The following is a 22193-nucleotide window of genomic DNA, read 5'->3' as shown; positions in this document are numbered from 1 at the left end:
ACCGACAGCCACGGAAACAAGGTAGAGTGCCCCAAATTCTTGCGTCGTGCTGAAAGGAGGTTGAAGCAACACCAGAGGAGACTGAGCAGAAAGTTTAAGAAGGGGGCCAAACCTCAATCCAAGAACTACCACAAGCAGAGGAAGCGACTGGGCAAGGTACACCTGAAGGTTCAACGCCAGCGTAGAGACTGGGCTGTGAAGCTGGCCCGGTGCGTGGTGGCATCTAACGATGTCGTGGTGTACGAGGACTTGCAGGTGCGGAACTTGGTGCGGAATCACCACTTGGCCAAGTCGCTCGCGTAAGCGGTGCGGAGCACTATTCACGACGCGAGTTGGAGTTTATTCACCGGGTGGCTCGACTACTACGGGAAGGTCTTGAACAAGGTGGTGGTGGCAGTGCCGCCGGAGTACACCTCGCAGGACTGTTCTCATTGTGGCCATCGGGTGAAGAAGACGCTGTCCACTCGCACTCACCGCTGCCCGCGGTGTGGGGTGGTGATTGACCGAGATGAGAATGCGGCCATCAACATCCTGCGCAAAGGGTTGGAGTTGTTGGGTGGGGAGTGGAACAACGGTACCTTTGGGCAAAAGGGAACCGCCCCGAAAGGGGGAACGCCTGGGGAGAAAGGCCTACGGCCCGCTGCCGCGATGAGCACCGCTGTCGTGGAGGGGCAACCTGACACGGTAAGTGCTGTCGCAGAACCAGGAACCAGAATCCCCTGCCTTTAGGCAGGGGAGTATGTCAAATCCCCAAAGAGACTCACCGAGCCGTGAAGCGCATCCTGTTGGAGTCGGATCAAGATCTTTCGGAGCTGATCGAGGCGCTGCTCAGCCAGTGGCTGCGTTCTCAGTCGGGAAAGGTCTGAACATCAGGGAAGGGGGGCATCGCGGACCCCACAGCCGCTCAGGGATCCCGCTGTCGGGGATCGGAGGGAGCCCACAGATTCCAGTTGAGAGCCAGATAAGAATAAGATGAAGGGGCGTGAGGCAGGGATCCCCGAACGCGAGGTGGGGCCGTTCGCAATAGCGGGACGGAGTCCTTGGGCAAGTTGCGCGAGGGGAAGTCTGCGTTGGGAGGACGTCACGCTCTTTCAGGGGTAAAGGGATCCTTTATGCAAGCCATCACCTTGCTCGGCTCCACCGGCTCGATTGGCACCCAAACTCTGGACTTGGTGGCCCAGTATCCAGAGCGTTTTCAGGTTGTTGGCCTGACCAGCTACAGCAACGTTGCCCTCTTGGCCGAGCAGGTGCGGCGGTTTCGGCCCCAGATGGTTGCCATTGGCCGGGAGGAGCTGCTGCCGGAGCTGCGGTCGCTGCTGACGGGGATCCGACCGCTGCCGGAGTTGGTGGCCGGAACGGAGGGGCTGTGTCAGGTGGCGGCTCACCCGGCGGCCCAGCGGGTGGTGACGGGGATCGTCGGCTGCGCCGGTTTGTTGCCAACCCTGGCGGCCATCCGTGCCGGCAAAGACATTGCCCTGGCCAACAAAGAAACCCTGGTGGCAGGGGGGCCGGTGGTGCTGCCCTTGGTGCGGCAGTACGGGGTGAACCTGATCCCCGTCGACTCTGAGCATTCGGCCATTTTCCAGTGTTTACAGGGGGTGCCCGCGGGATCCCTGCGAAGAATCCTGTTGACTGCCTCGGGTGGCGCCTTTCGGGATTGGCCTGCCGAAAAATTGGATCAGGTCACCCTGGCCGATGCCCTCAAGCATCCCAATTGGGTGATGGGGCGCAAAATCACCATCGACTCGGCTACCCTAATGAACAAGGGCCTGGAGGTGATCGAGGCCCACTGGCTCTTCGGCCTGGACTACGACCACATCGACATCCTCATCCACCCGCAGAGCATTGTCCACTCCCTGATCGAGCTGGCCGATACCTCGGTTCTGGCCCAGTTGGGCTGGCCGGACATGCACCTGCCCATCCTCTACGGCCTCAGTTGGCCGGAACGCCTGGCCACCCCCTGGGATCCCCTCGATTTGGTCAAGCTGGGATCCCTCACCTTTAAGGCCCCGGATCACCGCAAGTATCCTTGCATGGAGTTGGCCTATGCCGCCGGGCGGAGGGGGGGGACGCTGCCGGCAGTGTTGAATGCAGCCAATGAAGTGGCGGTAGCCCTGTTCTTGCAGGAGCGCATCCGTTTTTTGGATATTCCCCGTCTCTTGGAGCGGGTTTGTGAGCGGCATCAAGTCATTGCCGATCCCAGCCTGGAGGACATTTTGCAGGCAGATGCCTGGGCACGGCGGGAAACGGCGCAACTGGCCCAGCAAGCCCCGGCTCAGGTTCTGGCCTGATCCCTACCGGGGGGATCCGGCTGAACGCTAGAGTGGAAGAGGATGCAGGGAGCAAGTGAGTGACCGGATCCCATCTCCGACAATTGGCCCATTATCTGCGCCCCTATCGACGACAGGTGGGGTTGGGCATTGGATCCCTGCTCCTGGTCAATGGCCTGGGGGTGTTCCTGCCCTGGTACGTCAAGCTGGTCATCGATGACCTCAGCCAGAACCTGGCCACTTTGTCGGCCCGGCGCATTGCCCTTTACGCCTTGACGGTGCTGGTCGTCTCCAGCCTGATGATGGGCATTCGCATTGCCTCGCGGGTGTGGATGTTTGGGGTGGGACGGCAGGTGGAGTTTCACCTCAAGCAAGCCATCTTCGAGCATTTGCTCACCCTGCAGCCTTCCTACTTTGCCCAGCAGACCATCGGGGACATTCTCACCCGCATCACCAGCGATGTGGAAAACATCCGCCGCCTGTTGGGCTTTGCCCTACTCAGTTTGGCCAACACGATCTTTGCCTATGCCACCACCTTGCCCGCCATGTTTGGCATTGAGCCCCGCCTCAGCGCACTGGCCCTATCGGTGTTTCCGGTGATGTTGGTCTTGGTCAAGCTGAGCAGTGCCCGCCTGCAGCAGGAGCAGCTCCAGGTGCAGCAGGAGTTGGCAAATCTGAGCGATCTCATCCAAGAAGATCTGAACGGCATCACCGTCATCAAGGTATACGGCCAAGAACAGCACGAGCAGCAGGGGTTTCGCCGCCAGAACCAGCGGCTGCTGCAGGCCAATTTACGCTTAGCCCTCACCCGCAACTTGCTCTTCCCCTCTTTGGTGGCGCTGGTCAGCCTCAGTTTGTTGCTACTGCTGGCGGTGGGGGGGCCGCAGATTGCGGCAGGGACGCTGACCATCGGGGATTTTTCGGCCCTCACCCTCTACGTGGAACGGTTGGTATTTCCCACCGCCCTGCTGGGCTTCACCATCACGGCCTACCAGCGGGGGCAGGTCAGCTTGGAGCGGATCGATGCTCTGTTGGGGGTAGAACCCACCATCCGAGACGCCCCAGGCGCTTTGCCGTTGCCTCTGGAGAGGGTGCAGGGTCGCCTCGAGGCCAGAGGTCTCGCGTTTGCCTTCGCCGGCCCTGCGGCAGCTCCGGCTCTAGAGGATTTGCACTTTTGCATAGAACCGGGCCAGATGGTGGCGGTGGTGGGGCCGATTGGGGCGGGCAAGTCCACTCTGGCCAATGCCCTTCCTCGGCTGCTGGAGATCCAGCCGGGGCAACTGTTTTTGGATGGGCGGGATATCACCCGTCTGCAACTGGGATCCCTGCGGCGGGCCATTGCCTATGTGCCCCAGGAGAGCTTCCTGTTCAGCGCCACGGTCCGGGATAACATTCGCTACGGCAAGCCGGATGCCGAAGATTGGGAGGTGGAATGGGCTGCCAAAGCCGCCCACATCCACGCCGAGATCCTCAACTTTCCCAAGGGCTACGACACTCTGGTGGGAGAGCGGGGCATTACCCTCTCCGGTGGCCAGCGACAGCGGGTGGCCTTGGCCCGGGCTTTGCTGGTGGATGCTCCCATCTTGATCCTGGATGACTCTCTCTCCAGCGTGGACAATCAGACGGCTCAGGCCATTCTTCGCCATCTGCGTCGGGTCACGGCCCAGAAAACGGTGATTCTCATCACCCATCGCCTTACGGCTGCGGTGGAAGCCGATCAGATTTGGGTGATGGACAGGGGCCGCCTCGTGCAGAAGGGATCCCATGCCGAATTGCTGGCGGACGAGAAGGGCCTCTACGCTTCTCTGTGGGCCAAGCAAAAGCTGGAGGAAGCCCTGGCCTAATTTGACGGCGGCAATCCCTGGCCGCTACCCTAACCGGCAAAGCTGTGGGGAGTGGCAACGATGGAAACTGCTGGGATCACTTTGTCCAAATTGCTCCACCAAGCCGGGATCCAGCCCCGATTGGCCCAGGGATCCTTGGAGGGGGTGCAGGTCTGGGGCCTGTGTGCCGACTCCCGCCAGGTGCAGGCCGGGGATCTCTTTCTGGGGATGCCGGGATCCCGCGTGGATGGGGGTTGCTTCGTGGCCCAGGCCCTGGCGGCAGGGGCGGTGGCCGCCCTGATCTCCCAGGAGGCGTGGGAGAGCTTGTCTTCTCAGGAGTTGCTGTTGCAGCAGCCTATCCTGCTTATGCCGCGCGAGGCTCTCCCCAAGGCCGTGGCCCAGGTGGCGGCGGCTTTCTATGGTTTTCCCGCCCGTCAACTGACCTTGGTGGGGGTAACGGGCACCAACGGCAAAACCACCACCACCCATCTCATTGAACATTTGGTGCAGGCTGCCGGTCGCTCCACCGCTTTGCTGGGCACTCTGTACAACCGCTGGCCGGGCCACAGCGAAGTTGCTCCCCACACCACCCTTTTTCCGCCTGAACTGCAGCGCAGCCTCAGGGAAGCCCAGAGAGCCGGGGCGGAGGTGGCGGTGATGGAGGTGAGCTCCCATGCTCTCGCTCAAGATCGGGTGTGGGGGTGTTCCTTTGCCGCTGCCGTCTGGACCAACCTCACCCAGGATCACCTGGACTTTCACCAGACGCTGGAGAACTACTGGCAGGCCAAGGCCACCCTCTTCCGACAGGAATATCTCCAAGGGCGGGCGGTGATCAACGCCGACGATGCCGGGGGACGGCGGCTTTTGCAGGCCATCCAACCCTCTTTGGATCCCTGGGCCTATTCTCTGCAGCCCCTGCAGGGGATCCCCGGCCTCTGGCCCGGCCAAGTTCAACTGCGCCCCACCGGCCTGAGCGCGACCCTGCACACCCCTGCGGGCACGTTTGCCGTGGAGGCCCCCCTGGTGGGATCCTTCAACCTGGCCAACTTGCTGGCGGCGGTGGGGGTGGCGCTGCACTTGGGGATACCGGTGGAGACCATCCAGTCGGCTCTGCCCCATTTTCCAGGGGTGCCGGGGCGGGTGGAGCGGGTGACCCTGCCGGGGCAGGATATCGCGGTGATTGTGGACTATGCCCACACCCCCGACGGGCTGGAAAACCTGCTCAAGGCCCTGCGCTCCCAGGTGCAAGGTCAGCTTATCTGTGTCTTTGGCTGTGGGGGGGATCGGGATCGGGGCAAACGACCGCAGATGGGACGCATTGCCGCCACCTGGGCAGATCAGGTGATTGTTACTTCCGACAACCCCCGCACCGAAGATCCCCAGCAGATCCTGCGGGATATTCTGGCCGGGATCCCTGGATCCCCCAGGGCGGTGGAGGTGGATCGGCGGCAGGCCATTCGCCTGGCCATCCTCGAAGCGCGGCCAGGGGATACAGTGGTGATCGCCGGCAAAGGCCACGAAGACTACCAAATCCTGGGCACCGAGAAGGTTCACTTCGACGACCGGGAAGAAGCCCGTGCCGCCCTGGCCCTGCGCCTGAACAGCCATAGCCCCTCCCGATAAACTCCTCTCTCTCTTCGGAAGAGGGGCTGGGGGTGAGGATTGCCAACAGCAAGTCAAAAGGCTTACAGTTGCCCACATGGGCTACCTAAAGATGGGCTAGACTCAGTACAACGAGAAGCACAAGCCCTATGCCTTCTTCTTCCGTGGATGTTCGCGAGCTACCCCTGTTTCCCTTGCCGGAGGTGGTACTGTTTCCGGGCCGCCCTCTGCCGCTGCACATATTCGAGTACCGCTACCGCATGATGATCAACACCATCCTGGAGACGGATCGCCGCTTTGGGGTGCTGATGTTCAATCCCCAGACGGGATCCCCAGTGCGGGTAGGGTGTTGTGCTGAGGTGTTGCAGGTGCAGCGCTTGCCGGATGACCGTATGGACATTTTGACCTTGGGGCAGCAGCGCTTCCGCGTCTTGGATTACGTGCGGGAAAAACCCTTCCGGGTGGGGCTGGTGGAATGGATTGAGGATGAGCCGACCACCCCTTCCGATGACCTGCAGGGCTGGGTGCGCCAGGTTACCACTCTCCTTCAGGATGTGGTGCGTCTCTCGGGCAAGCTGATGGAGCGGGATGCAGAGTTGCCGGAGCAGCTCCCCACCACTCCCATAGAATTGTCCTACTGGGTGGCCAGCCACTTTCATGGAGCCCCCCAAGAGCAGCAAGCTCTGCTGGAAATGGTCAGTACCGAAAGCCGGCTGCGCCGGGAAGCCGAAATTCTTGAGTCCACCCGCAAGCACTTGGCCGCCCGCACAGCCCTCAAGGATCTGTTCACGGAAATTTCCTGAGGTTCCCGTTAACCGATCAGATTTGCTCCCATCTGTTCGGGTAGCTCTTGTGGGTTCTTCCAGAGGGGACAATTCGGCCTTCTCGGCTCCCTGCAGAAGAGAAAGTTGGGTATACCTTCCCATTTTTCATGCCCTACCCTCGCCGCTACTTGCGCTTTCCCTCTCAGATCCTGGGCCGGGAAATGGAGATGCTCCACTTCGGGCATCACGGCTACCCGCTGATCTGTCTGCCCACCAGCAACGGGCGTTTTTTCGACTTGGAAGATCGCGGCATTATCGCCAGCCTCAGCCATCATCTGGAACAGGGCTATTTGCAGGCTTTTTGCGTGGAAACCCTGGATTGGGAGACCTTTTTCAACCGCGAGCTGGACTTGCCCCAACGTCGGGATCGTTGGCTGTTGTTGGAGCAGCACTGGGTAGAAGAGCTGATCCCCTATGCCAAAGCGGAAGCGCAAAATGAGTTTTTGGTAGTGGCCGGTTTTTCCCTGGGGGCTACCCATGCGGTCAACCTCACCTGTCGGCACCCCGGCTTGGTGCGCCGTTGCTTGGCCCTGGGGGGGCCCTACGATGTGGCGGCTCTCGGCTCCATCACCGGCTGGGATCCCCAACGGGCAGAGCAGGAGCTGTATTTCATCAACCCGCTGGCCTATATGTCCAACATGAGCCGGCAACTCTGGGATCACTTGGGCGGGCGCAACACCGAGCTGAAGCTGCTCACCGCTCGCCACGACCACTGCCTCAGCGACAACCTGCGTCTGGCGGAAGTGCTTAGCCGCAACAACATCCCCCATCAACTGGAGGTATGGGAGGGGAATCACGATTGGCCCACTTGGCAAGCGCAAATCCGCGCCTTCGCGTAGGATCCCTTGCAGGGAATAGCTTTTGACGAGAGAGCTTTGATGATTGAAGACTATTGGGTTGGCAGCCTGCACTTCAGCGAGCCTTTCGGGGACGATACTCTGGCTCGCCTCAACGCACTTCCCCCTGTTCAAGCTCGCAACGGCCAAACTTACAAGATCCGGGCCGAACATGTCACCATTCATGAGGTGAACCTGGATTACCGCACCAAGTATCGCTTGATCCTGGATCGCTTCAGCTACCTTTACCCCCAAGCCATCGGCCTATTCATGGGCTTTGCCTTTCGGGGGGTTTACCTCATCAACAACCCCTTTAGCTTTTATTACTACCTGCGCAACAAAGATGCTGCCTACATGGTGGTCAAAGAGCTGGGGATCTCCATCCCCAAAACTTACATTCTGCCCCCTAAAGAAGCCCCTGCATTGAAAGCAGAGGACTTTAAGTATCATAAGTTTTTCGATTGGCAGGGGATGGCAGAAGACCTGGGCTGGCCAATGGTGATCAAGCCGGCGGAGGGGCGAGAGGCCATTGGAGTAGAAATAGCCCACAACATGGAGCAGCTCCTCTATTTTTACGACCGCTCTGGATCTCAGGTGATGATGATCCAAGAGAAGGTCAAAACCCCTTACCCTTGGCAGATTCGCGCCCTCTGCATTGGCCGAAAGATCATTCCGATCAAGTATATCTTTCGCAAGTTCGATGCCAGCGAATATCTGTTTGATCCAGAATTTCTTACCCCGGAAATGGGCCAGAAAGTCATCAATACCTGTCGGATTATCAATCGAGTTTTGGGCTATGAAATGAACTCGGTGGAGCTATTCATCGACGAGCAGGGAGAGCTGCAGGCCATCGACTTTAACAATCCGGTGCCCGATGGGCGGCTCAAGGCTTTGGGAGAGATCTTCTACAACGATTACCAGCAGGCCCTTTGCGATTTGGTCTTGGACATCGTGCGGGAACAGCGTCCTTTCGACTTCCTGCCCCCAGATATCAACCGCTTTGCCCACATTGCCCGACGGGCCGATCTCACCCGCGAGCAGAAGTTTCAGATGGCTTTGGAATTGGCCAACCGTTACTACGAGCCCAGGGATCCCGATTAAAATCAAACCAGAACCCAAAAGTGTGGTTTTCCGCCGGAGAAGTTGTGGACGGGCAAAGGAGCAGCAGCGTGGTTTCCGACCCCGTTTCAGGGTGGTACGTGATCAAGCAGGCGCAGGGATCCTGCCAGGTGCTGCATTTGGCGGCGGGGGATCCCCTCTTGAGTCGGCAAGAGCATTGGGGGCCTTTTCCCAGCCAAGCTGAGGCAATTGCACGGCGGGTTGGTCTGATCCGAGCAGGCAAATGTCAACCGGCTTGAAATGGCGCTGGTGCCACGATATTCGCGAGATCCCGGCAGTGGCCTGGCACGCTTTGCAAACGGAGCGCACCTCTCCTTTTTTGGAATACGAATGGTTGCACAGCCTAGAAAGCTCAGGTTGTGCCAGCCGCAAGACGGGGTGGCTGCCCTGTCACTTGTTGGTGGAGGCAGACGGCCAGTTGATTGCTGCTGCCCCCTTGTATTTGAAAAGCCACAGTCAAGGGGAGTTTGTCTTCGACCAAGAATGGGCTGCAGTTGCCGGCCAACTGGGGGAACGCTACTACCCGAAGTTAATCGGCATGGCCCCCTTTACTCCGGCTACGGGCTATCGCATTCTCGTTCATCCTGAGCGTTCGGAAGCGGAGGTGTGGCCATTGATGCTGGCAGCCATTGATCGGTTTTGCCAAGAAAAAGATATTTCGGTATTTAGCTTGCTTTATGTGGATCTGGACTGGCGGACTCAATTGGAGTCGGATGGATTTACGCCCCGGATCACCCACAACTACCAGTGGCACAACCCCGGCTACCGCTCTTACGAAGACTTTTTGAGCCAGTTCAATGCCAACCAGCGGCGCAACATCAAGCGAGAGCGGGCTGCAATGGAAAAAAGCGGCCTAGAACTCAAGATTTACACAGGAGAGGAGATCACGCCGCGCCTGTTGTCTCTGATGTACGACTTTTACAGCAACACCTGTGCCCAATTTTGGAACTGGAGCAAATATCTCAATCGCCGCTTTTTCGAGTCTCTCTATCCCGACTATCGGGAGCGGGTGGTGCTGGTGGCCGGGGAGCGGGATGCAGAAATTGTGGGGATGTCTTTTTGTATTCGTAAGGGGGATCGCCTCTTCGGGCGCTACTGGGGTTGTCGGGAGGAGGTGAAGTTTTTGCACTTTAACGTTTGCTATTACGAGCCCATTGCCCTCGCCATCCGGGAAGGGATCCGCAACTTTGATCCCGGCGCAGGGGGATCCCATAAGATCCGACGGGGATTTCCGGCCACGCCTGTGTACAGCTACCACCGCTTCTATAGCCGAAGGCTGCAACAGGTTTTGGTGCCCTACCTGAACCGGGTTAACCCTCTCATGTTGGCCGAGCTGGAGAATGTGAATCAAAACGAGGTTCCTTTTCGAGAAGATGTTTTGCCTTCTCTATCTGCTTTGACCAAGGAGTGAACCACTTCATTGGATCGGGTTTTCAATCCCTGTCAGCAGTTGGCGGCTGACATGCTTTTTGCCCTGCTACAGCTTTTTTCGGCAATACTGACTCCAGCCAACACAGACCTGACCTATGGTTGTAGTTACTTCGAATTTCGGCGAAACGGCTTAATGGAACATCCGATCCCTTCCGTCCTTCCTGATCCCGTCAAACCTGGGGATCTTTTGATGTTGGAGATCACGGCCCTGACCCCCCAAGGAGATGGCATTGCCCACACGGCAGGACTTGGACAAGGGCGAGTGGTGTTTGTGTCCCAGGCGGTGCCCGGGGATCAGGTGGTGGCCCAAATAACCGAGATCAAGCGCAACTACTTGGTCGGGAGAATTCGGTCGCTGGTTTCTCCCTCTCCCGAACGGGTGCGACCGGCCTGCATCGTGGCGGACAAATGTGGTGGCTGCCAATGGCAACACGTCAGCTATGGCCAGCAGTTGGCCACCAAGCAGCAAATTCTCAGAGATGCGCTGGAGCGGATTGGCGGTCTGACTCTGCCGCAGCCTGTCCCCATTTTGGGATCCCGGCAGCCGCTGCGCTATCGCAACAAGGTCACCTACCCCATAACCAAACCGGAGGGCCAGCCCTTGCGCATGGGCTACTACCAACGGGGCAGCCACCGCTTGGTGAACCTCAACCAATGCCCCGTGCAAGATGAGCGGCTGGACGTGTTCCTGAGGGAAATCAAGCGCGATCTTCAAGAAACGGGCTGGAGTGTGTATGACGAAAGTCGTCACCAAGGTCATCTCCGCCACTTGGGTTTGCGCATCGGTCGCCGCACCCGCGAGGTGCTTCTTACCTTGGTCAGTTGCAGTCGTCGCCTGCCCCATCTGGAAAGCTGGGCCGAACGCTGGATGCAGCGCTACCCCGACCTGGTGGGGGTCTGTCTCAATCTCAACTCGGCTCGTACCAATGCCATCTTCGGCCCGGAGACTGAGGTCATTGCCGGTCGAGGGGCTCTGCGGGAGGAATTTGCCGGTTTTTCCCTCTGGATCGACAGCACCTCTTTCTTCCAGGTCAACACAGAGCAAGCAGAAGCCTTTTTCACCTGGATAGCCGACCAACTAAACCTGCGGGGAGAAGAGACCATCCTGGATGCCTACTGTGGCATCGGCACCTTAACCTTGCTGCTGGCCCAACGGGCGAAACGGGTGGTGGGGGTGGAAGCCTTGCCGGAAGCAGTGGCCCAAGCCCGCTACAATGCCCAGTTCAACGGTATCGCTTCGGCCCAATTTTTCCAGGGCACGGTGGAACAGGTTTTGCCAACCCTGCCCCCTGCCGACATTGTGGTGCTGGATCCGCCGCGGCGCGGCTGCGACCGCCAAGTGCTCGAGACCTTAAAGCTGCGGCGACCACCGCGCATCGTTTACATTAGCTGTCACCCTGCCACTTTGGCGCGAGACTTACAGGTCTTATTGGCAGAGGGCTCCTATCGCCTCACCCAATGGCGGGCGGCTGACTTCTTTCCCCAAACCGGGCACGTGGAGGGGGTGGCCTTTCTGGAGCGAGTTTGAATTGGAAAGGATCACGCACCTTGGCAAGACCTCAGTCGCCCAGCACTGTGCAGCGGAGCAAAAGATACAGTCGTTTCGCCTATTTCCTTTCTTCCCTTGAGAGAGGGGCCAGGGGTGGTCGCGTTGGCGGCGCGGAGCGCTTGGGAGCGGATCCACCGGTTGGGAAAGGGGCGGCAAATGCTAACGTCAGAGTAGGGATCTTTCCGCTGGGCAAGGGATCCCGTTACCCTGGTTTTTGGCTTTTTCTCCGAGATCTGGATGTTAAGAGCTGGAATTGTCGGCCTGCCCAACGTAGGCAAATCCACTTTGTTCAACGCCCTCTGTGAAAACGCCAAAGCCGAGGCGGCCAACTTTCCCTTCTGCACCATTGAGCCGAATGTGGGGCGGGTGGCAGTGCCCGATGAGCGCCTACAGGTGCTGGCCAAGATCAGCGGTTCTGCCGAGATCATCCCCAGCCAAATCGAGTTTGTGGATATTGCCGGGCTGGTGGCTGGAGCCAGCAAGGGGGAGGGTCTGGGCAACCAGTTTCTCTCCCACATTCGCCAGGTGGACGCCGTGGTGCATGTGGTGCGCTGCTTCCAAGACGAGAACATTGTGCATGTGGCGGGTTCGGTGGATCCCTTGCGGGATATCGGGGTGATCAACTTGGAGCTAGCCTTGGCGGATTTGGCCCAGATCGAGCGGCGCATAGAGCGGGTGCGCAAGCAGGCCAAGTCCGACAAAACCGCCCAACTGGAGTTGCAGGCTCTGGAACAATTACAGGCTGCCTTGGACGAGGGCAAGCCGGCTCGCCTGGTACCCCTCAGCCCAGAAGAAGAGCAGTTGATCAAAGGGTTGGGGCTGCTCACCCGCAAAAAAGTCATCTACGCCGCCAATGTGGCGGAAACGGATTTGGCCAGCGGCAATGCCTGGGTGGAGCAGGTGCGGCAATTTGCCGAGGCGGAAGGGGCAGGGGTGGTGGTGGTCTCAGCTCAGGTGGAGGCGGAACTGGTGGAGCTACCCCCCGACGAGCGACAGGCCTATCTGGATTCGTTGGGGGTGAAAGAAGGCGGGCTGAAATCCCTAATCCGGGCTACCTACGAGCTGTTGGGCTTGCGCACCTACTTTACCTCTGGCCCCAAAGAAACCCGCGCTTGGACGATCCCCGTCGGAGCTACAGCTCCTCAGGCAGCCGGGGTGATCCACTCCGATTTTGAGCGGGGCTTCATCCGGGCCGAGACGGTGGCCTATGCCGATCTGGTGGCGGCGGGATCCCTGAATGCCGCCAAAGAAAAGGGCCTGCTGCGCAGCGAAGGCAAAGACTACGTCGTCCAGGAAGGGGACGTGATGCACTTCCGCTTCAATGTCTAGTTCCCTATCCTCCTGCATCTCTCAGGCAAGCTGGGTTTTCTCAGAAACTGAAGACTTGCTCCCTGTCTTTAGGCAAAAAGACTTAACCCGCCCTGGACAAGGGATCCCAGCTTGGCGCCTTAGCTCCAGTTGGGTCTGAGAAGCAGCCTTTTCCTGAGAGAACTGTTGACGCTGTAACGAAACATCACAATAATTGGACTAGATAAACAAATGTTTTAGGGATGTATTGATGGATCTGCTGCAATACGGCCCGATGGCCTGGGTTTACATGGCAATCTTTGCCTCTATCATTTGGTACATCTGGGGTCGTTCCGAAGACGACATCATGTTCTAGAGTGGGATGAGTTCCTCTGCCGACTCAGGCCAACCCCAGCGTCTGAGTTGGCGGAGGCTCTTCCCCAGGTTGCATTCTGCAAGCCGGAGACGCCGAAGCATTTCACTGGATTTCAGCCATGCGTGGGGCCTGGGCCATAGTATCCTGAGCTGCGGGAGACTCTTTCCTTGCCCCAGCAGCACAAACCAGCATGCTCTTTGCGCAGGATCATCTTCTGAAGGTTAGAAGTGTTACCAGCTTGACCTCTCGGCGTCCCCTGCCCAGGGCCGAAAAGGCGGCGGAAGGCTATCGCCTCTCGTGGCGCGGGGTTGCGGTGATGGGGGTGCTCAACGTTACCCCCGACAGCTTCAGCGATGGCGGCCTGTGGGGATCTGCAGAAGCGGCTGTGCAGGCAGCCAAAGCCATGGCAGCGGCAGGGGCCTTGATCGTGGATATTGGCGGCGAGTCCACCCGTCCGGGAGCGGAGCCGGTATCGGTGGAGGTGGAATGCGACCGAGTCTTGCCCGTGATCCGGGCCCTGGAAGGATCCGGGATCCCCATCAGCGTCGATACGCGCAGAACGGAGGTGGCGGCTGCGGCTTTGGCTGCCGGGGCGCACATCATCAACGATGTCAGCGGGCTGCGGGATCCCCAAATGATACAGGTCTGTGCCGAAAAGGGGGTGCCGGCGGTGATCATGCACATGCGGGGAGAGCCGCGCACCATGCAGCAGCAGACCGACTATGCTGACCTGGAGGGGGAGGTTTTCGGTTTTCTCAGGGAACAGGCAGAGCGGGCCCTGGCAGCGGGCGTGCCCAGCGTTGTTTTGGATCCGGGCTTGGGCTTTGCCAAAACTGCTGAGCAGAATGTAACTCTGCTTAAAGCCCTACCGCGGCTGGTGGCCTACGGCTACCCAGTTTTGGTGGGGGCCTCCCGCAAAAGTTTTGTGGGCAAGCTTTCCGGCATTGCCGTGCCCAGCGAGCGAGACAGCGCCAGCGTGGCCGTCCACCTGTTTGCGGCCAGCCGGGGAGCTGCCCTGGTACGGGTTCATAACGTGCCAGCTCATGTTTCCGCCCTCGCCACTTGGGAAGCTCTGCACCATGATGCAGGGTAGGCTGGTGCTGCAGGGCCTCGTCTTTCATGCCTATCACGGCCACTGCCCGGAGGAAGCAGTTTTGGGTGGGCGTTTTGTGGTGGACGTGGAGATGCGGCTTTCCCTAGCCGAGATCCAAGATGACCTCTCGCGCACGGTGGACTACGCCCAGGTGTACGAGAGGGTGCGGCAGGAGGTGACCGGCCAACGCTACCGCTTGGTCGAGACCTTGGCAGACCAGATTGCAGAGCGGCTGTGGCAGAGCTATCCCCAACTGGAGGCCCTGACCGTGCGGGTTCACAAGCCCCAAGCTCCCCTGCCGGGGCTGTTCGAGGATGTTTACGTCGAGGTCGACCGCCGGCGAGCCGTAAGCAGGGCGGAAGCCTCATGAATCGTGACCTGGCCTATGTTGCCCTGGGAAGCAACCTGGGGGATCCGCTGCAGCAGTTGCGCTTGGCTGTGCAGAAGTTGCGCCGGTTGGGAGAGGTGGTGGCCTGTTCCAGTCTCTACCGCAGCCCAGCCCAAGGGGGGCCACCCGGACAGCCTGATTACCTCAATGCAGTGGTGGCCTTGGATCCCTTCCCCCCCTACCGGTCTCCCCTGGAGTTGCTCGGGGCGCTGCTGGCCATCGAGCAGGAGGCAGGACGGGTGCGGCGCATCCGCTGGGAGGCCAGAACCCTGGATTTGGATCTGCTGGCCATGGGCAGCCGCATCCTGAACAGCCCTGAGCTGACATTGCCCCACCCCCGCATGATGGAACGTGCTTTTGTCTTAGCTCCCTTGGGGGAGATCGCTCCCGACTGGCGTCACCCTGAGACCGGTGTGGGGGTCAAAGAGGCACTCATCAGTTTGGATCAGTCCTGGCTGGAGCGCACAACCCTCGGCTGGGAGTAAGAAAGAGTTTGGTAAGCTGGTTAGGGATTTCGGCAAAAGGGATCCCATGGACAGCCTCCAACTCTGGCAGCGCTACTGCGATTGGCTTTACTACCATCCCGGCCTGGAGATTTTCGTCGATATCAGCCGCATCCGTTTCACTCCCCCTCAGGTGGAAGCGCTACGGCCTCGCTTTGCCCAGGCTTTTGCCGATATGCAGGCTTTGGAGGCAGGAGCCATTGCCAACCCCGACGAAGGCCGCCAGGTGGGCCACTATTGGCTGCGGGCGCCCGAGCTGGCTCCCACCCCTGAAATCCGGCAGGCCATTCAGGATTCCATTGAGCGAGTGGAAACCTTTGCCGAAAAGATCCATCGCGGAACCATCCCGGCCAGCGGGGGGGGACGGTTCACCGAGCTGCTCTGCATCGGCATTGGCGGCTCAGCTCTGGGGCCGCAATTTGTGGCGGAGGCCCTGGCTCCGCTGCACCCCCCCCTGAACATCCACTTCATCGACAACACGGATCCCGACGGGTTTGACCGGGTGCTGGGGCGGCTGGCAGACCAACTGGGGCAAACCCTGGTGATCACCACCTCCAAATCCGGCGGCACCCCAGAGCCCCGCAATGGCTTGGTGGAGGTGAAGCTGGCCTACCAAAAAGCCGGGATCCCTTTTTCTGCCCATGCGGTGGCCATCACCGGCCCCGGCAGCCAATTGGAGCAGCAGGCGCGGCAGGAGGGGTGGTTGGAGGTCTTCCCCATCTTCGACTGGGTGGGGGGGCGCACCTCCGAAACGTCCCCGGTGGGCCTGTTGCCGGCAGCGTTGCAGGGCATTGATATCCGGGCTTTGCTGGCCGGGGCAGCCACCATGGATGAGGCCACCCGCCTGCCCCACCTGGAGCGCAATCCCGCCGCTCTGCTGGCCATGGCCTGGTACATCGTCGGTCAAGGGCAAGGGCGCAAGGACATGGTGGTTTTGCCCTACAAGGATCGCCTGCTGCTGTTTAGCCGTTACTTACAACAGTTGGTGATGGAATCCCTGGGCAAATCCCACGATCTAAACGGCAACCGTGTGGAGCAGGGCATCGCCGTTTACGGCAACAAGGGCACCACCGACCAACATGCCTACGTCCAGCAGTTGCGGGATGGCTTGAACAACTTCTTTGTCACCTTCATCGAGGTGCTTCAGGATCGGGAGCCTGGGATCCCTTCCCCCTTCGTGGAGCCGCAGGTGACCAGTGGCGACTACCTGAACGGCCTGCTGCAGGGCACCCGCCAGGCCCTCTACGAAAACGGTCGCGACTCCATTACCGTAACGCTGCCACGGGTGGATGCCCGCTCGGTGGGGGCCTTGATTGCCCTCTACGAGCGAGCCGTGGGCCTCTACGCCTCCCTAATCCAGATCAACGCTTACCATCAACCGGGGGTGGAAGCAGGCAAGAAAGCCGCCAGCGCTGTCTTGGAGCTGCAACGGCGATTGCTAGAGACGGTGCAGGAGCACCAGGGATCCCTGACTTTGCCCCAACTGGCAGAGAAACTGGGCTGCCCGGAGCGCATAGAAACCCTGTACTGGATTGTGCGGCACCTACACGCCAATGGCCGCGGAGTCCTGTTGACAGGGGATCCCGCCTGCCCCCTGGAGCTGAACATCCAGCCCCGGCCCGCTTGATCCTCTGATTTCCTGGATTGGGTGTGGAGAGCAGGCTTGAGTTGGTCAATCTGTACCTCGCCTTAAGCCCTTCCCGGCCAGCCGACCCCCCTGCCTAGAATCGAGCAAGAGTCCACTCCAGGAGGAGACTATGGATCAATCTGCTGCCGTCCTGCCCTTACAGACTCCGAAAGATGTCTCCATCGAAGATATTGAGCAGGAGCTGAACAAGATCTGGTCTTCCAAAGGAGAGAGCGTTGCCGCCCGCGCTGCCACCTTTACCCTGGTGGTGTACGAATCTCTGGACGATGCGCTGTTGCTGCCTTCCCCCACCGTCGAGGCCATCGCCACCCAAAACCCCTGTCGCGTCATTGACCTGCGAGCCAAACGGGAGGGATCTGCAGACGACGCCATCGAGGCCCAGGTGGCCGCCTACTGTCCGGTGACCCGCGAGCAGCGCAGCTCGTTGGTCTGTTGCGAATACATCACCCTGAAAGCGCCCGAATCGGCCTTTGTGCGGGCCTGCAGCACCGTTGCCTCGCTCCTGATCCCCAACTTGCCCACCTTTTTGTGGTGGCAAGGGGATCTGGATTTGAACAGCTTGCTGTTTCAAAAATTGGTGGCTCTGAGCAACCGGGTCATCGTCGATTCACGGGGCTTTGTCAATCCAGAAGAAGATCTGCAGGAAATCCACCTCTTGGTGGGTGAGGGGCGCCACTGTGGGGATCTCAACTGGCGGCGGCTGCTGCCCTGGCAGGAACTCACCGCCCAAGCCTTTGACCCTCCCGACCGGCGGGAGTCCCTATACCTCGTAGATCGCGTGAACCTCGACTACAAAGCCGGCAATCCCTGCCAGGCGTTCCTTTTCCTGGGCTGGCTGGCCGGTCGCCTGGGATGGACTCCCACAGAGCGGGTTCAGGCTCAAGAACACGATTACAAGATTGACCGCATCCGCTTTCAAACCCAAATGGGCGGCGAGGTGATGGCAGAACTGGCCGCTGTGCCCTTGGCCTCGGAAATCAGCCAGCCGGGGGATCTCATCGGGCTGCGCCTCACCTCCAGCAACCAAGAAGCCGACGCCTGTACTGTGCTGTGCTCCGAAATCACAGGGTGTATGCGCATGGAAGCCATGGGGGGCGCTCAGAGGTGCGTGATTCGCCAGGTGGCTCCCCTGGAGCAGGACTCCCTCGACACCCTGCTGGCTGCCGAGTTGCAGCGGCTTGGTCCCGACTACCTCTACGAAGAAACCCTAGGGGTGGTGGATCAGATGCTGAAGCTGGGCAAAAGCTGAGATCCGCTTCTGTTTCAAGGCAGCTCCACCGACGTGGGCTTGGAAGCATGGGGCAGTCCCCACCCCAATTTCTCGCGCATAACGCGGAAAAATTCCGGTCGGCGCAGGCGCATCAAATCCGTCCAATAGGGGGCACGTACCACCCGAATCTGGTCTTCCGGCATGATATAGCAGCCGGCATTCCCATCCACCACCAAAACCAGCGGCTGAGGGGTAACGGGGCTAATCCACACCTCCTCCGAATCGGGAAAGACCAAGGCCCGCGAGGCCATGGAATGGGGGCAGATGGGGATCAACTGCAAAACCGGCACCCCCGGTGTGATCACCGGCCCACCCGCCGAGAGGGCATAAGCCGTCGAGCCGGTGGGAGTAGCCAAAATCACTCCGTCGGCAGCCACATCCAGAGGTGAGTGATCCCCGATGGTGATCTCGAAATGGCACATGCTGGTCAAAGGCTCGCGGTGCAGCACCATCTCGTTTAAGCTCAAGACCTCCCAGCGCAATTCCTGCCCTCGGTAGGCTTGCACCAGCAACATGCTGCGGCGATCCAGGGTGTATTCCCCGGCAATGGCGGCGCTGGCTGCCTCCTCTAGATGAGAAAGGTAGGTCTCCGTCAGAAAGCCCAGGTGGCCCGTGTTCACCGCCAACAGGGGGATCCCTTTGGGGGCCAGTTGCCGCGCTGCTGCCAAGACGGTGCCATCTCCCCCCAACACCACTGCAAACTTCATGGTTTGATCAAATCCAGCCGGGGCCAGGCTATCTACTCTGGTCAGGCAGATGGGGCTGTCGGGCTTGGCATAGCCGAGGATACCGCCCCAGTTGGGGGCCACACAGACTTCCCAGCCCTGCTCCTGAAACCAGCGGGCTAGGGTTTCGCTGCTGCGTTTGGCGGCGGGTTTGGCGTCGTTGTAGAGGATCCCGGCTTTGGGCTTGGTCATGGGCAATGGGAAGGCAGAGGTGCCAAAACTCTATCAGTTCTGCAGGCCCTTCTGCTGGCCAGGTGATCCATTCCCCAATTTCTGCGCTCCTCTAGCGGGCCAAGTACCGTTCCAAGCGCCCCTGGAAAAACGACAAGATCAACGTCAGCAGCCAGTACCACAGCGCTGCCACCACCAAAGCCTCAAAAAAATGTTGGCGCGGCAAACCCGCCTGTCGAGCCCGGCCCATCAACTCCTGCAAAGCAATGGCGCTGGCCAGGGCAGTGTCTTTCTGCATGGCGATGAATTGATTGCCAATGTCGGGTAGGACAATTCGGAAAGCTTGCGGCAGAACAATGCACCACAGGGTTTGCCAGGGCTTAAGCCCCAGGGCATAGGCAGCTTCCCGCTGCCCAATGGGAATGGCTTGGATCCCGGCCCGGAAGATCTCGCTCATGTAGGCGCCATAGTTCAGGCTCAAGGCCAGCACCGCCGAAGTAAACGAGCCGAACACCAGGCCCAGTTGCGGCAAAGCCTGGTAGATGAACAAAAACTGCAGAAATAGAGGTGTGCCCCGCATCAGCGAGACATACAGAGCGGAGAGGCTGCTCAGAGGGGCAATCTGGGAGAGGCCCGCCAGTGCCGACAAAAAGGCCAAGGTGGTGGCACAGAGGATGGAGACCAAGGACAGTTGAAAAGTAGTGCCCACCCCTTGCGAGATGAACCACCACCACTCGCGCACAAAGTTGCCGTTGAGACGCAAGGTACGGATGGGGATCCCGGCCAACTCCAACTGTACCCCGCTGAAGGTGAACACCAACAACAGCAGCCACAAAACCAACCACAACCCCTGGGCCACCGGGAACGGGATCCCTTTTCGAATCCGGGGCGGTGGGTAAATGGGCCGCTCCAGTGGGATAGAGTCTTTGCTCACTCAGCTTTTTTCGTCAGATCAATGCCGTAATACCGCTTCGAGAGGGCTGTTAGCGTGCCGTCCGCATGCATGGATTCTAAGATTTCGTTAATTTTGGCTTGCAAGCTCTCGGAAGGGGCAGGGCTGGAGCGATCCAAGGCCACAGCCAAGGCTTCATAGTAGACCGGATCCCCCAGAGTTTTCAGGGGCAGTCCTTCCCGAATGGCGTTTTCAGCCGTCGGCAAAGCTGTCAAGACTGCATCCAGGCGGGTGCCATCCCCCAGTGCCAAATCCTGCAGAGCCAGGCTATCGGTGTCGTAGATGCGAATGTCCACCCGCGGGGCCGGAACTTGGATGGTCTCTCCTTCCAGAGTGAGGTTGCCCTCCAGGTAAGCTTGGTAGGTGGTGGCGGTGCCCACCCCAACTCGCTTTCCTTCCAAAGCGGCGATATCGGTCAGGGTCGAGGCTTGGTGGACCACGAAGCTGGCGGGGGTGTAGTAGTAGGGAATGGTAAACAGCAGAGCTTTCTGGCGTTCGGCAGTTACGGTCATGGAGCCGACATTGACATCCCAGCGGCCATTCCAAGATCCGGCGGTGATGACATCAAAGTTGATATCCAAAAACTCAGCCTTTACCCCCAAGCGCTTGGCGATCTCGCGCGCCACATCCACGTCAAATCCTTCCCAACTGCCGTCGGGATTGAGGTAGCTCTGAGGCCGGTAATTGGAGTCGGTGGAAATCCGGAGCACCCCCCGCTCTTGAACTTGAGCCAACAAATCGCTACCTTGGGCCAGCAGGGATCCCTGGTGTGTGCCTAGAGCCCAGCATCCGGCCAGGGTCAAGCAAAGGGCTTGTAGGGATCGGCGTCGAGAAACAGACATCGGCAAAACCTCAGATGAAGGTGAAGGGCAAACCCATTGGAATCCATCCAAGCTATCCAAGGCTGTCACAATTCCCGTTGCAAGGTAGTATCACCTGACACTGCCGCTTTGGGTGGCTATTCCCGACTGGGGCGAGCGGGTCGCAATTCTCCAAACATGCTCTAAAAAAGGCAAATCAACTGTCTCAGGATTGAGCTTATGAATCCCAATTGAGATTGAAATATCTCCTCCAGAAAGGCATCCCCTGAGACTTGCGATCAAGACTCGTGCTGTGCTGCCCGGGGGGGCAATCCGTATCCCTCTGTGGGCAACGGAGAATCGACGTTCTGGGTAGCAGAAAACATTTGGCTCGACCCAATGGATCCCCCTTAGCAATTGGGCGGAGAGGATGTCAATATCTTTGGAAGAGAACGGGGTTGAGGGTGGTTATGCAAGCGGTAATCTTGGCGGGTGGGAAAGGAACTCGTTTACGGCCCTTTACCTTTTTGCAACCCAAGCCTTTGTTGCCCCTTTTGGATGTGCCCTTTTTGGAGTGGCTGATCGGGCGCTGCCGCCGAGCCGGCCTGACAGATATTTTGCTCAGCGTGGGTTATCTGGGCCAACAAATTGAGGCTGCTCTGGGAGATGGCGCTGCTTTGGGGGTGAAGCTCCGCTACATTCCTGAAGAGACGCCTTTGGATACGGCAGGAGCTTTGGTGCTGGCTCAGCCCTATTTCACCGGGGATCCCTTGGTGGTTTTCAATGCCGACATCCTCACGGATCTGGATTTGCAGGCGTTGATGCAATGTCATGTGCAGAGCAAGGCCATTGCCACCCTCACCCTCGCCCGCGTGGAAGATATCACCGCCTATGGCCTGGTGGAAGTTGGGGAAGGGGGCCAGATCCAATCTTTTCGGGAAAAACCCACCCCTGCAGAAGCCCTCACCCTCACCACCGACACGATCAACGCCGGCACCTATGTCTTGGATCCGGCCATTTTTAAAGACTACCCCAGTGGGGATCCCCTCAGCTTTGAGCGGCGTATCTTCCCCGATTTGCTCAGGCAAGGGCAACGGATGCAAGCTTATCTCCACGCAGGCTACTGGCGGGATCTGGGCACGCCGGCCAGCTACTACCACGGCCAACTGGACATTCTTCTGGGCCGAATGACGGATTTTCCCTTAGAAAATGTGCAGCAACAGGCGCCGGGGATATGGGTGCACAAAACGGCTGAGATCCATCCCAGCGCTCAACTGCACGCCCCCTGCTACATCGGCGCCCACACCCGTTTGGGATCCCAAGCTCAGATTCCGGCAGGCACCATCCTCGGCAGCCACAGTTGGGTGAATGGATCCCTGCAGCCGGGAGCCTACGGGCCGAGAGTCCTGGTAGTGTAGGTTAACAAAGGACGGGCGCGGGGAGCTATAAGTCCCGCGCTGTATGCAAAGCATCAGCGTCGGGATACATGGACTCCCCGCACTTGTCGATTCTCTCGATGGGATAAG

The 22193-nt window shown here is 59.4% G+C and carries 19 protein-coding genes and 1 pseudogene; 17 read left to right on the top strand and 3 right to left on the bottom strand.

Annotated elements, in window-relative coordinates:
• The 16 genes and pseudogenes from ACVWZ1_RS12345 to ACVWZ1_RS12270 form a co-directional block, all read left to right on the top strand.
• A pseudogene (locus tag ACVWZ1_RS12345) lies at positions 1–729 on the top strand (RNA-guided endonuclease InsQ/TnpB family protein); the annotation flags it as partial.
• Positions 730–1112: 383 nt separating this feature from the next.
• Positions 1113–2291, top strand: coding sequence for a 1-deoxy-D-xylulose-5-phosphate reductoisomerase (locus tag ACVWZ1_RS12340; RefSeq protein WP_457503527.1), 1179 nt, complete (start codon positions 1113–1115; stop codon positions 2289–2291).
• 59 nt (positions 2292–2350) lie between these two features.
• Positions 2351–4114 (top strand): ABC transporter ATP-binding protein, encoded by a 1764-nt coding sequence (locus ACVWZ1_RS12335; RefSeq protein WP_457466876.1) that lies wholly within the window; start codon positions 2351–2353, stop codon positions 4112–4114.
• A 60-nt stretch (positions 4115–4174) separates the two neighbouring features.
• Positions 4175–5716, top strand: a complete 1542-nt coding sequence (locus ACVWZ1_RS12330; RefSeq protein WP_457466875.1) for a UDP-N-acetylmuramoyl-L-alanyl-D-glutamate--2,6-diaminopimelate ligase — start codon at positions 4175–4177, stop codon at positions 5714–5716.
• Between the two features lie 128 nt (positions 5717–5844).
• Complete coding sequence (locus ACVWZ1_RS12325; RefSeq protein ID WP_414355826.1) at positions 5845–6498, top strand: LON peptidase substrate-binding domain-containing protein; 654 nt, start codon at positions 5845–5847, stop codon at positions 6496–6498.
• 128 nt (positions 6499–6626) lie between these two features.
• Complete coding sequence (locus ACVWZ1_RS12320) at positions 6627–7358, top strand: alpha/beta hydrolase-fold protein (RefSeq protein WP_414409371.1); 732 nt, start codon at positions 6627–6629, stop codon at positions 7356–7358.
• A 39-nt stretch (positions 7359–7397) separates the two neighbouring features.
• Entirely contained in the window at positions 7398–8456 is a 1059-nt protein-coding gene (locus ACVWZ1_RS12315) for an ATP-grasp domain-containing protein (RefSeq protein ID WP_414329283.1), read from the top strand.
• A 68-nt stretch (positions 8457–8524) separates the two neighbouring features.
• Positions 8525–8713, top strand: a complete 189-nt coding sequence (locus ACVWZ1_RS12310) for a hypothetical protein (RefSeq protein WP_414355828.1) — start codon at positions 8525–8527, stop codon at positions 8711–8713.
• Complete coding sequence (locus ACVWZ1_RS12305) at positions 8698–9885, top strand: GNAT family N-acetyltransferase (protein ID WP_414409370.1); 1188 nt, start codon at positions 8698–8700, stop codon at positions 9883–9885. Before ACVWZ1_RS12310 ends, ACVWZ1_RS12305 begins: the two co-directional genes overlap by 16 nt.
• Positions 9886–10038: 153 nt before the next feature.
• Positions 10039–11433, top strand: a complete 1395-nt coding sequence (gene rlmD / locus ACVWZ1_RS12300; RefSeq protein ID WP_457503524.1) for a 23S rRNA (uracil(1939)-C(5))-methyltransferase RlmD — start codon at positions 10039–10041, stop codon at positions 11431–11433.
• A 258-nt stretch (positions 11434–11691) separates the two neighbouring features.
• On the top strand, positions 11692–12783 hold the full coding sequence (gene ychF, locus ACVWZ1_RS12295; protein WP_011434459.1) for a redox-regulated ATPase YchF: 1092 nt from the start codon (positions 11692–11694) through the stop codon (positions 12781–12783).
• Between the two features lie 524 nt (positions 12784–13307).
• Complete coding sequence (gene folP / locus ACVWZ1_RS12290; protein WP_457503522.1) at positions 13308–14210, top strand: dihydropteroate synthase; 903 nt, start codon at positions 13308–13310, stop codon at positions 14208–14210.
• Entirely contained in the window at positions 14197–14580 is a 384-nt protein-coding gene (gene folB, locus ACVWZ1_RS12285) for a dihydroneopterin aldolase (RefSeq protein WP_457503521.1), read from the top strand. The genes folP and folB overlap by 14 nt, the downstream gene beginning before the upstream one ends.
• On the top strand, positions 14577–15083 hold the full coding sequence (gene folK, locus ACVWZ1_RS12280; protein WP_414355834.1) for a 2-amino-4-hydroxy-6-hydroxymethyldihydropteridine diphosphokinase: 507 nt from the start codon (positions 14577–14579) through the stop codon (positions 15081–15083). Before folB ends, folK begins: the two co-directional genes overlap by 4 nt.
• Positions 15084–15129: 46 nt before the next feature.
• The gene (locus ACVWZ1_RS12275; protein ID WP_414418660.1) at positions 15130–16728 is read left to right on the top strand and encodes a glucose-6-phosphate isomerase; all 1599 of its coding nucleotides are present in this window, start codon (positions 15130–15132) and stop codon (positions 16726–16728) included.
• Between the two features lie 130 nt (positions 16729–16858).
• Positions 16859–17998: a glucose-6-phosphate dehydrogenase assembly protein OpcA gene (locus ACVWZ1_RS12270; RefSeq protein WP_457503520.1), complete on the top strand. Its 1140-nt coding sequence runs from the start codon at positions 16859–16861 to the stop codon at positions 17996–17998.
• A 14-nt stretch (positions 17999–18012) separates the two neighbouring features.
• Here the strand turns inward: ACVWZ1_RS12270 and ACVWZ1_RS12265 are convergent, their stop codons facing one another.
• The 3 genes from ACVWZ1_RS12265 to ACVWZ1_RS12255 all read right to left on the bottom strand — a co-directional run bounded on the left by ACVWZ1_RS12265 (position 18013) and on the right by ACVWZ1_RS12255 (position 20709).
• A complete protein-coding gene (locus ACVWZ1_RS12265; protein ID WP_414355837.1) occupies positions 18013–18936 on the bottom strand; it encodes an NAD(+) kinase in 924 nt (307 codons plus the stop codon).
• 91 nt (positions 18937–19027) lie between these two features.
• Positions 19028–19849 (bottom strand): amino acid ABC transporter permease, encoded by an 822-nt coding sequence (locus ACVWZ1_RS12260; protein ID WP_457503518.1) that lies wholly within the window; start codon positions 19847–19849, stop codon positions 19028–19030.
• A complete protein-coding gene (locus ACVWZ1_RS12255; protein ID WP_414330534.1) occupies positions 19846–20709 on the bottom strand; it encodes an ABC transporter substrate-binding protein in 864 nt (287 codons plus the stop codon). Before ACVWZ1_RS12255 ends, ACVWZ1_RS12260 begins: the two co-directional genes overlap by 4 nt.
• A gap of 428 nt (positions 20710–21137) precedes the next feature.
• On the opposite strand from ACVWZ1_RS12255, the gene ACVWZ1_RS12250 reads away from it, so the two are divergent.
• On the top strand, positions 21138–22085 hold the full coding sequence (locus ACVWZ1_RS12250) for a sugar phosphate nucleotidyltransferase (RefSeq protein ID WP_457466867.1): 948 nt from the start codon (positions 21138–21140) through the stop codon (positions 22083–22085).
• Positions 22086–22193 lie beyond the last annotated feature (108 nt).

The organism is Thermostichus sp. MS-CIW-25 (assembly GCF_054060015.1).
The sequence above is the reverse complement of the archived record's forward strand: the minus strand, read 5'-3'. Positions and strand labels throughout refer to the sequence as shown.

What these genes read in the sequence shown, in the direction of transcription:
- ACVWZ1_RS12265 (WP_414355837.1), bottom strand. Translation starts at nt 18,936, where the DNA reads ATGACCAAGCCCAAAGCCGGGATCCTCTACAACGACGCCAAACCCGCC.
- ACVWZ1_RS12315 (WP_414329283.1), top strand. Translation starts at nt 7,398, where the DNA reads ATGATTGAAGACTATTGGGTTGGCAGCCTGCACTTCAGCGAGCCTTTC.
- ychF (WP_011434459.1), top strand. Translation starts at nt 11,692, where the DNA reads ATGTTAAGAGCTGGAATTGTCGGCCTGCCCAACGTAGGCAAATCCACT.
- folK (WP_414355834.1), top strand. Translation starts at nt 14,577, where the DNA reads ATGAATCGTGACCTGGCCTATGTTGCCCTGGGAAGCAACCTGGGGGAT.
- ACVWZ1_RS12255 (WP_414330534.1), bottom strand. Translation starts at nt 20,709, where the DNA reads ATGTCTGTTTCTCGACGCCGATCCCTACAAGCCCTTTGCTTGACCCTG.
- ACVWZ1_RS12325 (WP_414355826.1), top strand. Translation starts at nt 5,845, where the DNA reads ATGCCTTCTTCTTCCGTGGATGTTCGCGAGCTACCCCTGTTTCCCTTG.
- ACVWZ1_RS12305 (WP_414409370.1), top strand. Translation starts at nt 8,698, where the DNA reads ATGTCAACCGGCTTGAAATGGCGCTGGTGCCACGATATTCGCGAGATC.
- ACVWZ1_RS12275 (WP_414418660.1), top strand. Translation starts at nt 15,130, where the DNA reads ATGGACAGCCTCCAACTCTGGCAGCGCTACTGCGATTGGCTTTACTAC.
- rlmD (WP_457503524.1), top strand. Translation starts at nt 10,039, where the DNA reads ATGGAACATCCGATCCCTTCCGTCCTTCCTGATCCCGTCAAACCTGGG.
- ACVWZ1_RS12340 (WP_457503527.1), top strand. Translation starts at nt 1,113, where the DNA reads ATGCAAGCCATCACCTTGCTCGGCTCCACCGGCTCGATTGGCACCCAA.
- folB (WP_457503521.1), top strand. Translation starts at nt 14,197, where the DNA reads ATGATGCAGGGTAGGCTGGTGCTGCAGGGCCTCGTCTTTCATGCCTAT.
- ACVWZ1_RS12270 (WP_457503520.1), top strand. Translation starts at nt 16,859, where the DNA reads ATGGATCAATCTGCTGCCGTCCTGCCCTTACAGACTCCGAAAGATGTC.
- ACVWZ1_RS12250 (WP_457466867.1), top strand. Translation starts at nt 21,138, where the DNA reads ATGCAAGCGGTAATCTTGGCGGGTGGGAAAGGAACTCGTTTACGGCCC.
- ACVWZ1_RS12330 (WP_457466875.1), top strand. Translation starts at nt 4,175, where the DNA reads ATGGAAACTGCTGGGATCACTTTGTCCAAATTGCTCCACCAAGCCGGG.
- ACVWZ1_RS12320 (WP_414409371.1), top strand. Translation starts at nt 6,627, where the DNA reads ATGCCCTACCCTCGCCGCTACTTGCGCTTTCCCTCTCAGATCCTGGGC.
- folP (WP_457503522.1), top strand. Translation starts at nt 13,308, where the DNA reads ATGCTCTTTGCGCAGGATCATCTTCTGAAGGTTAGAAGTGTTACCAGC.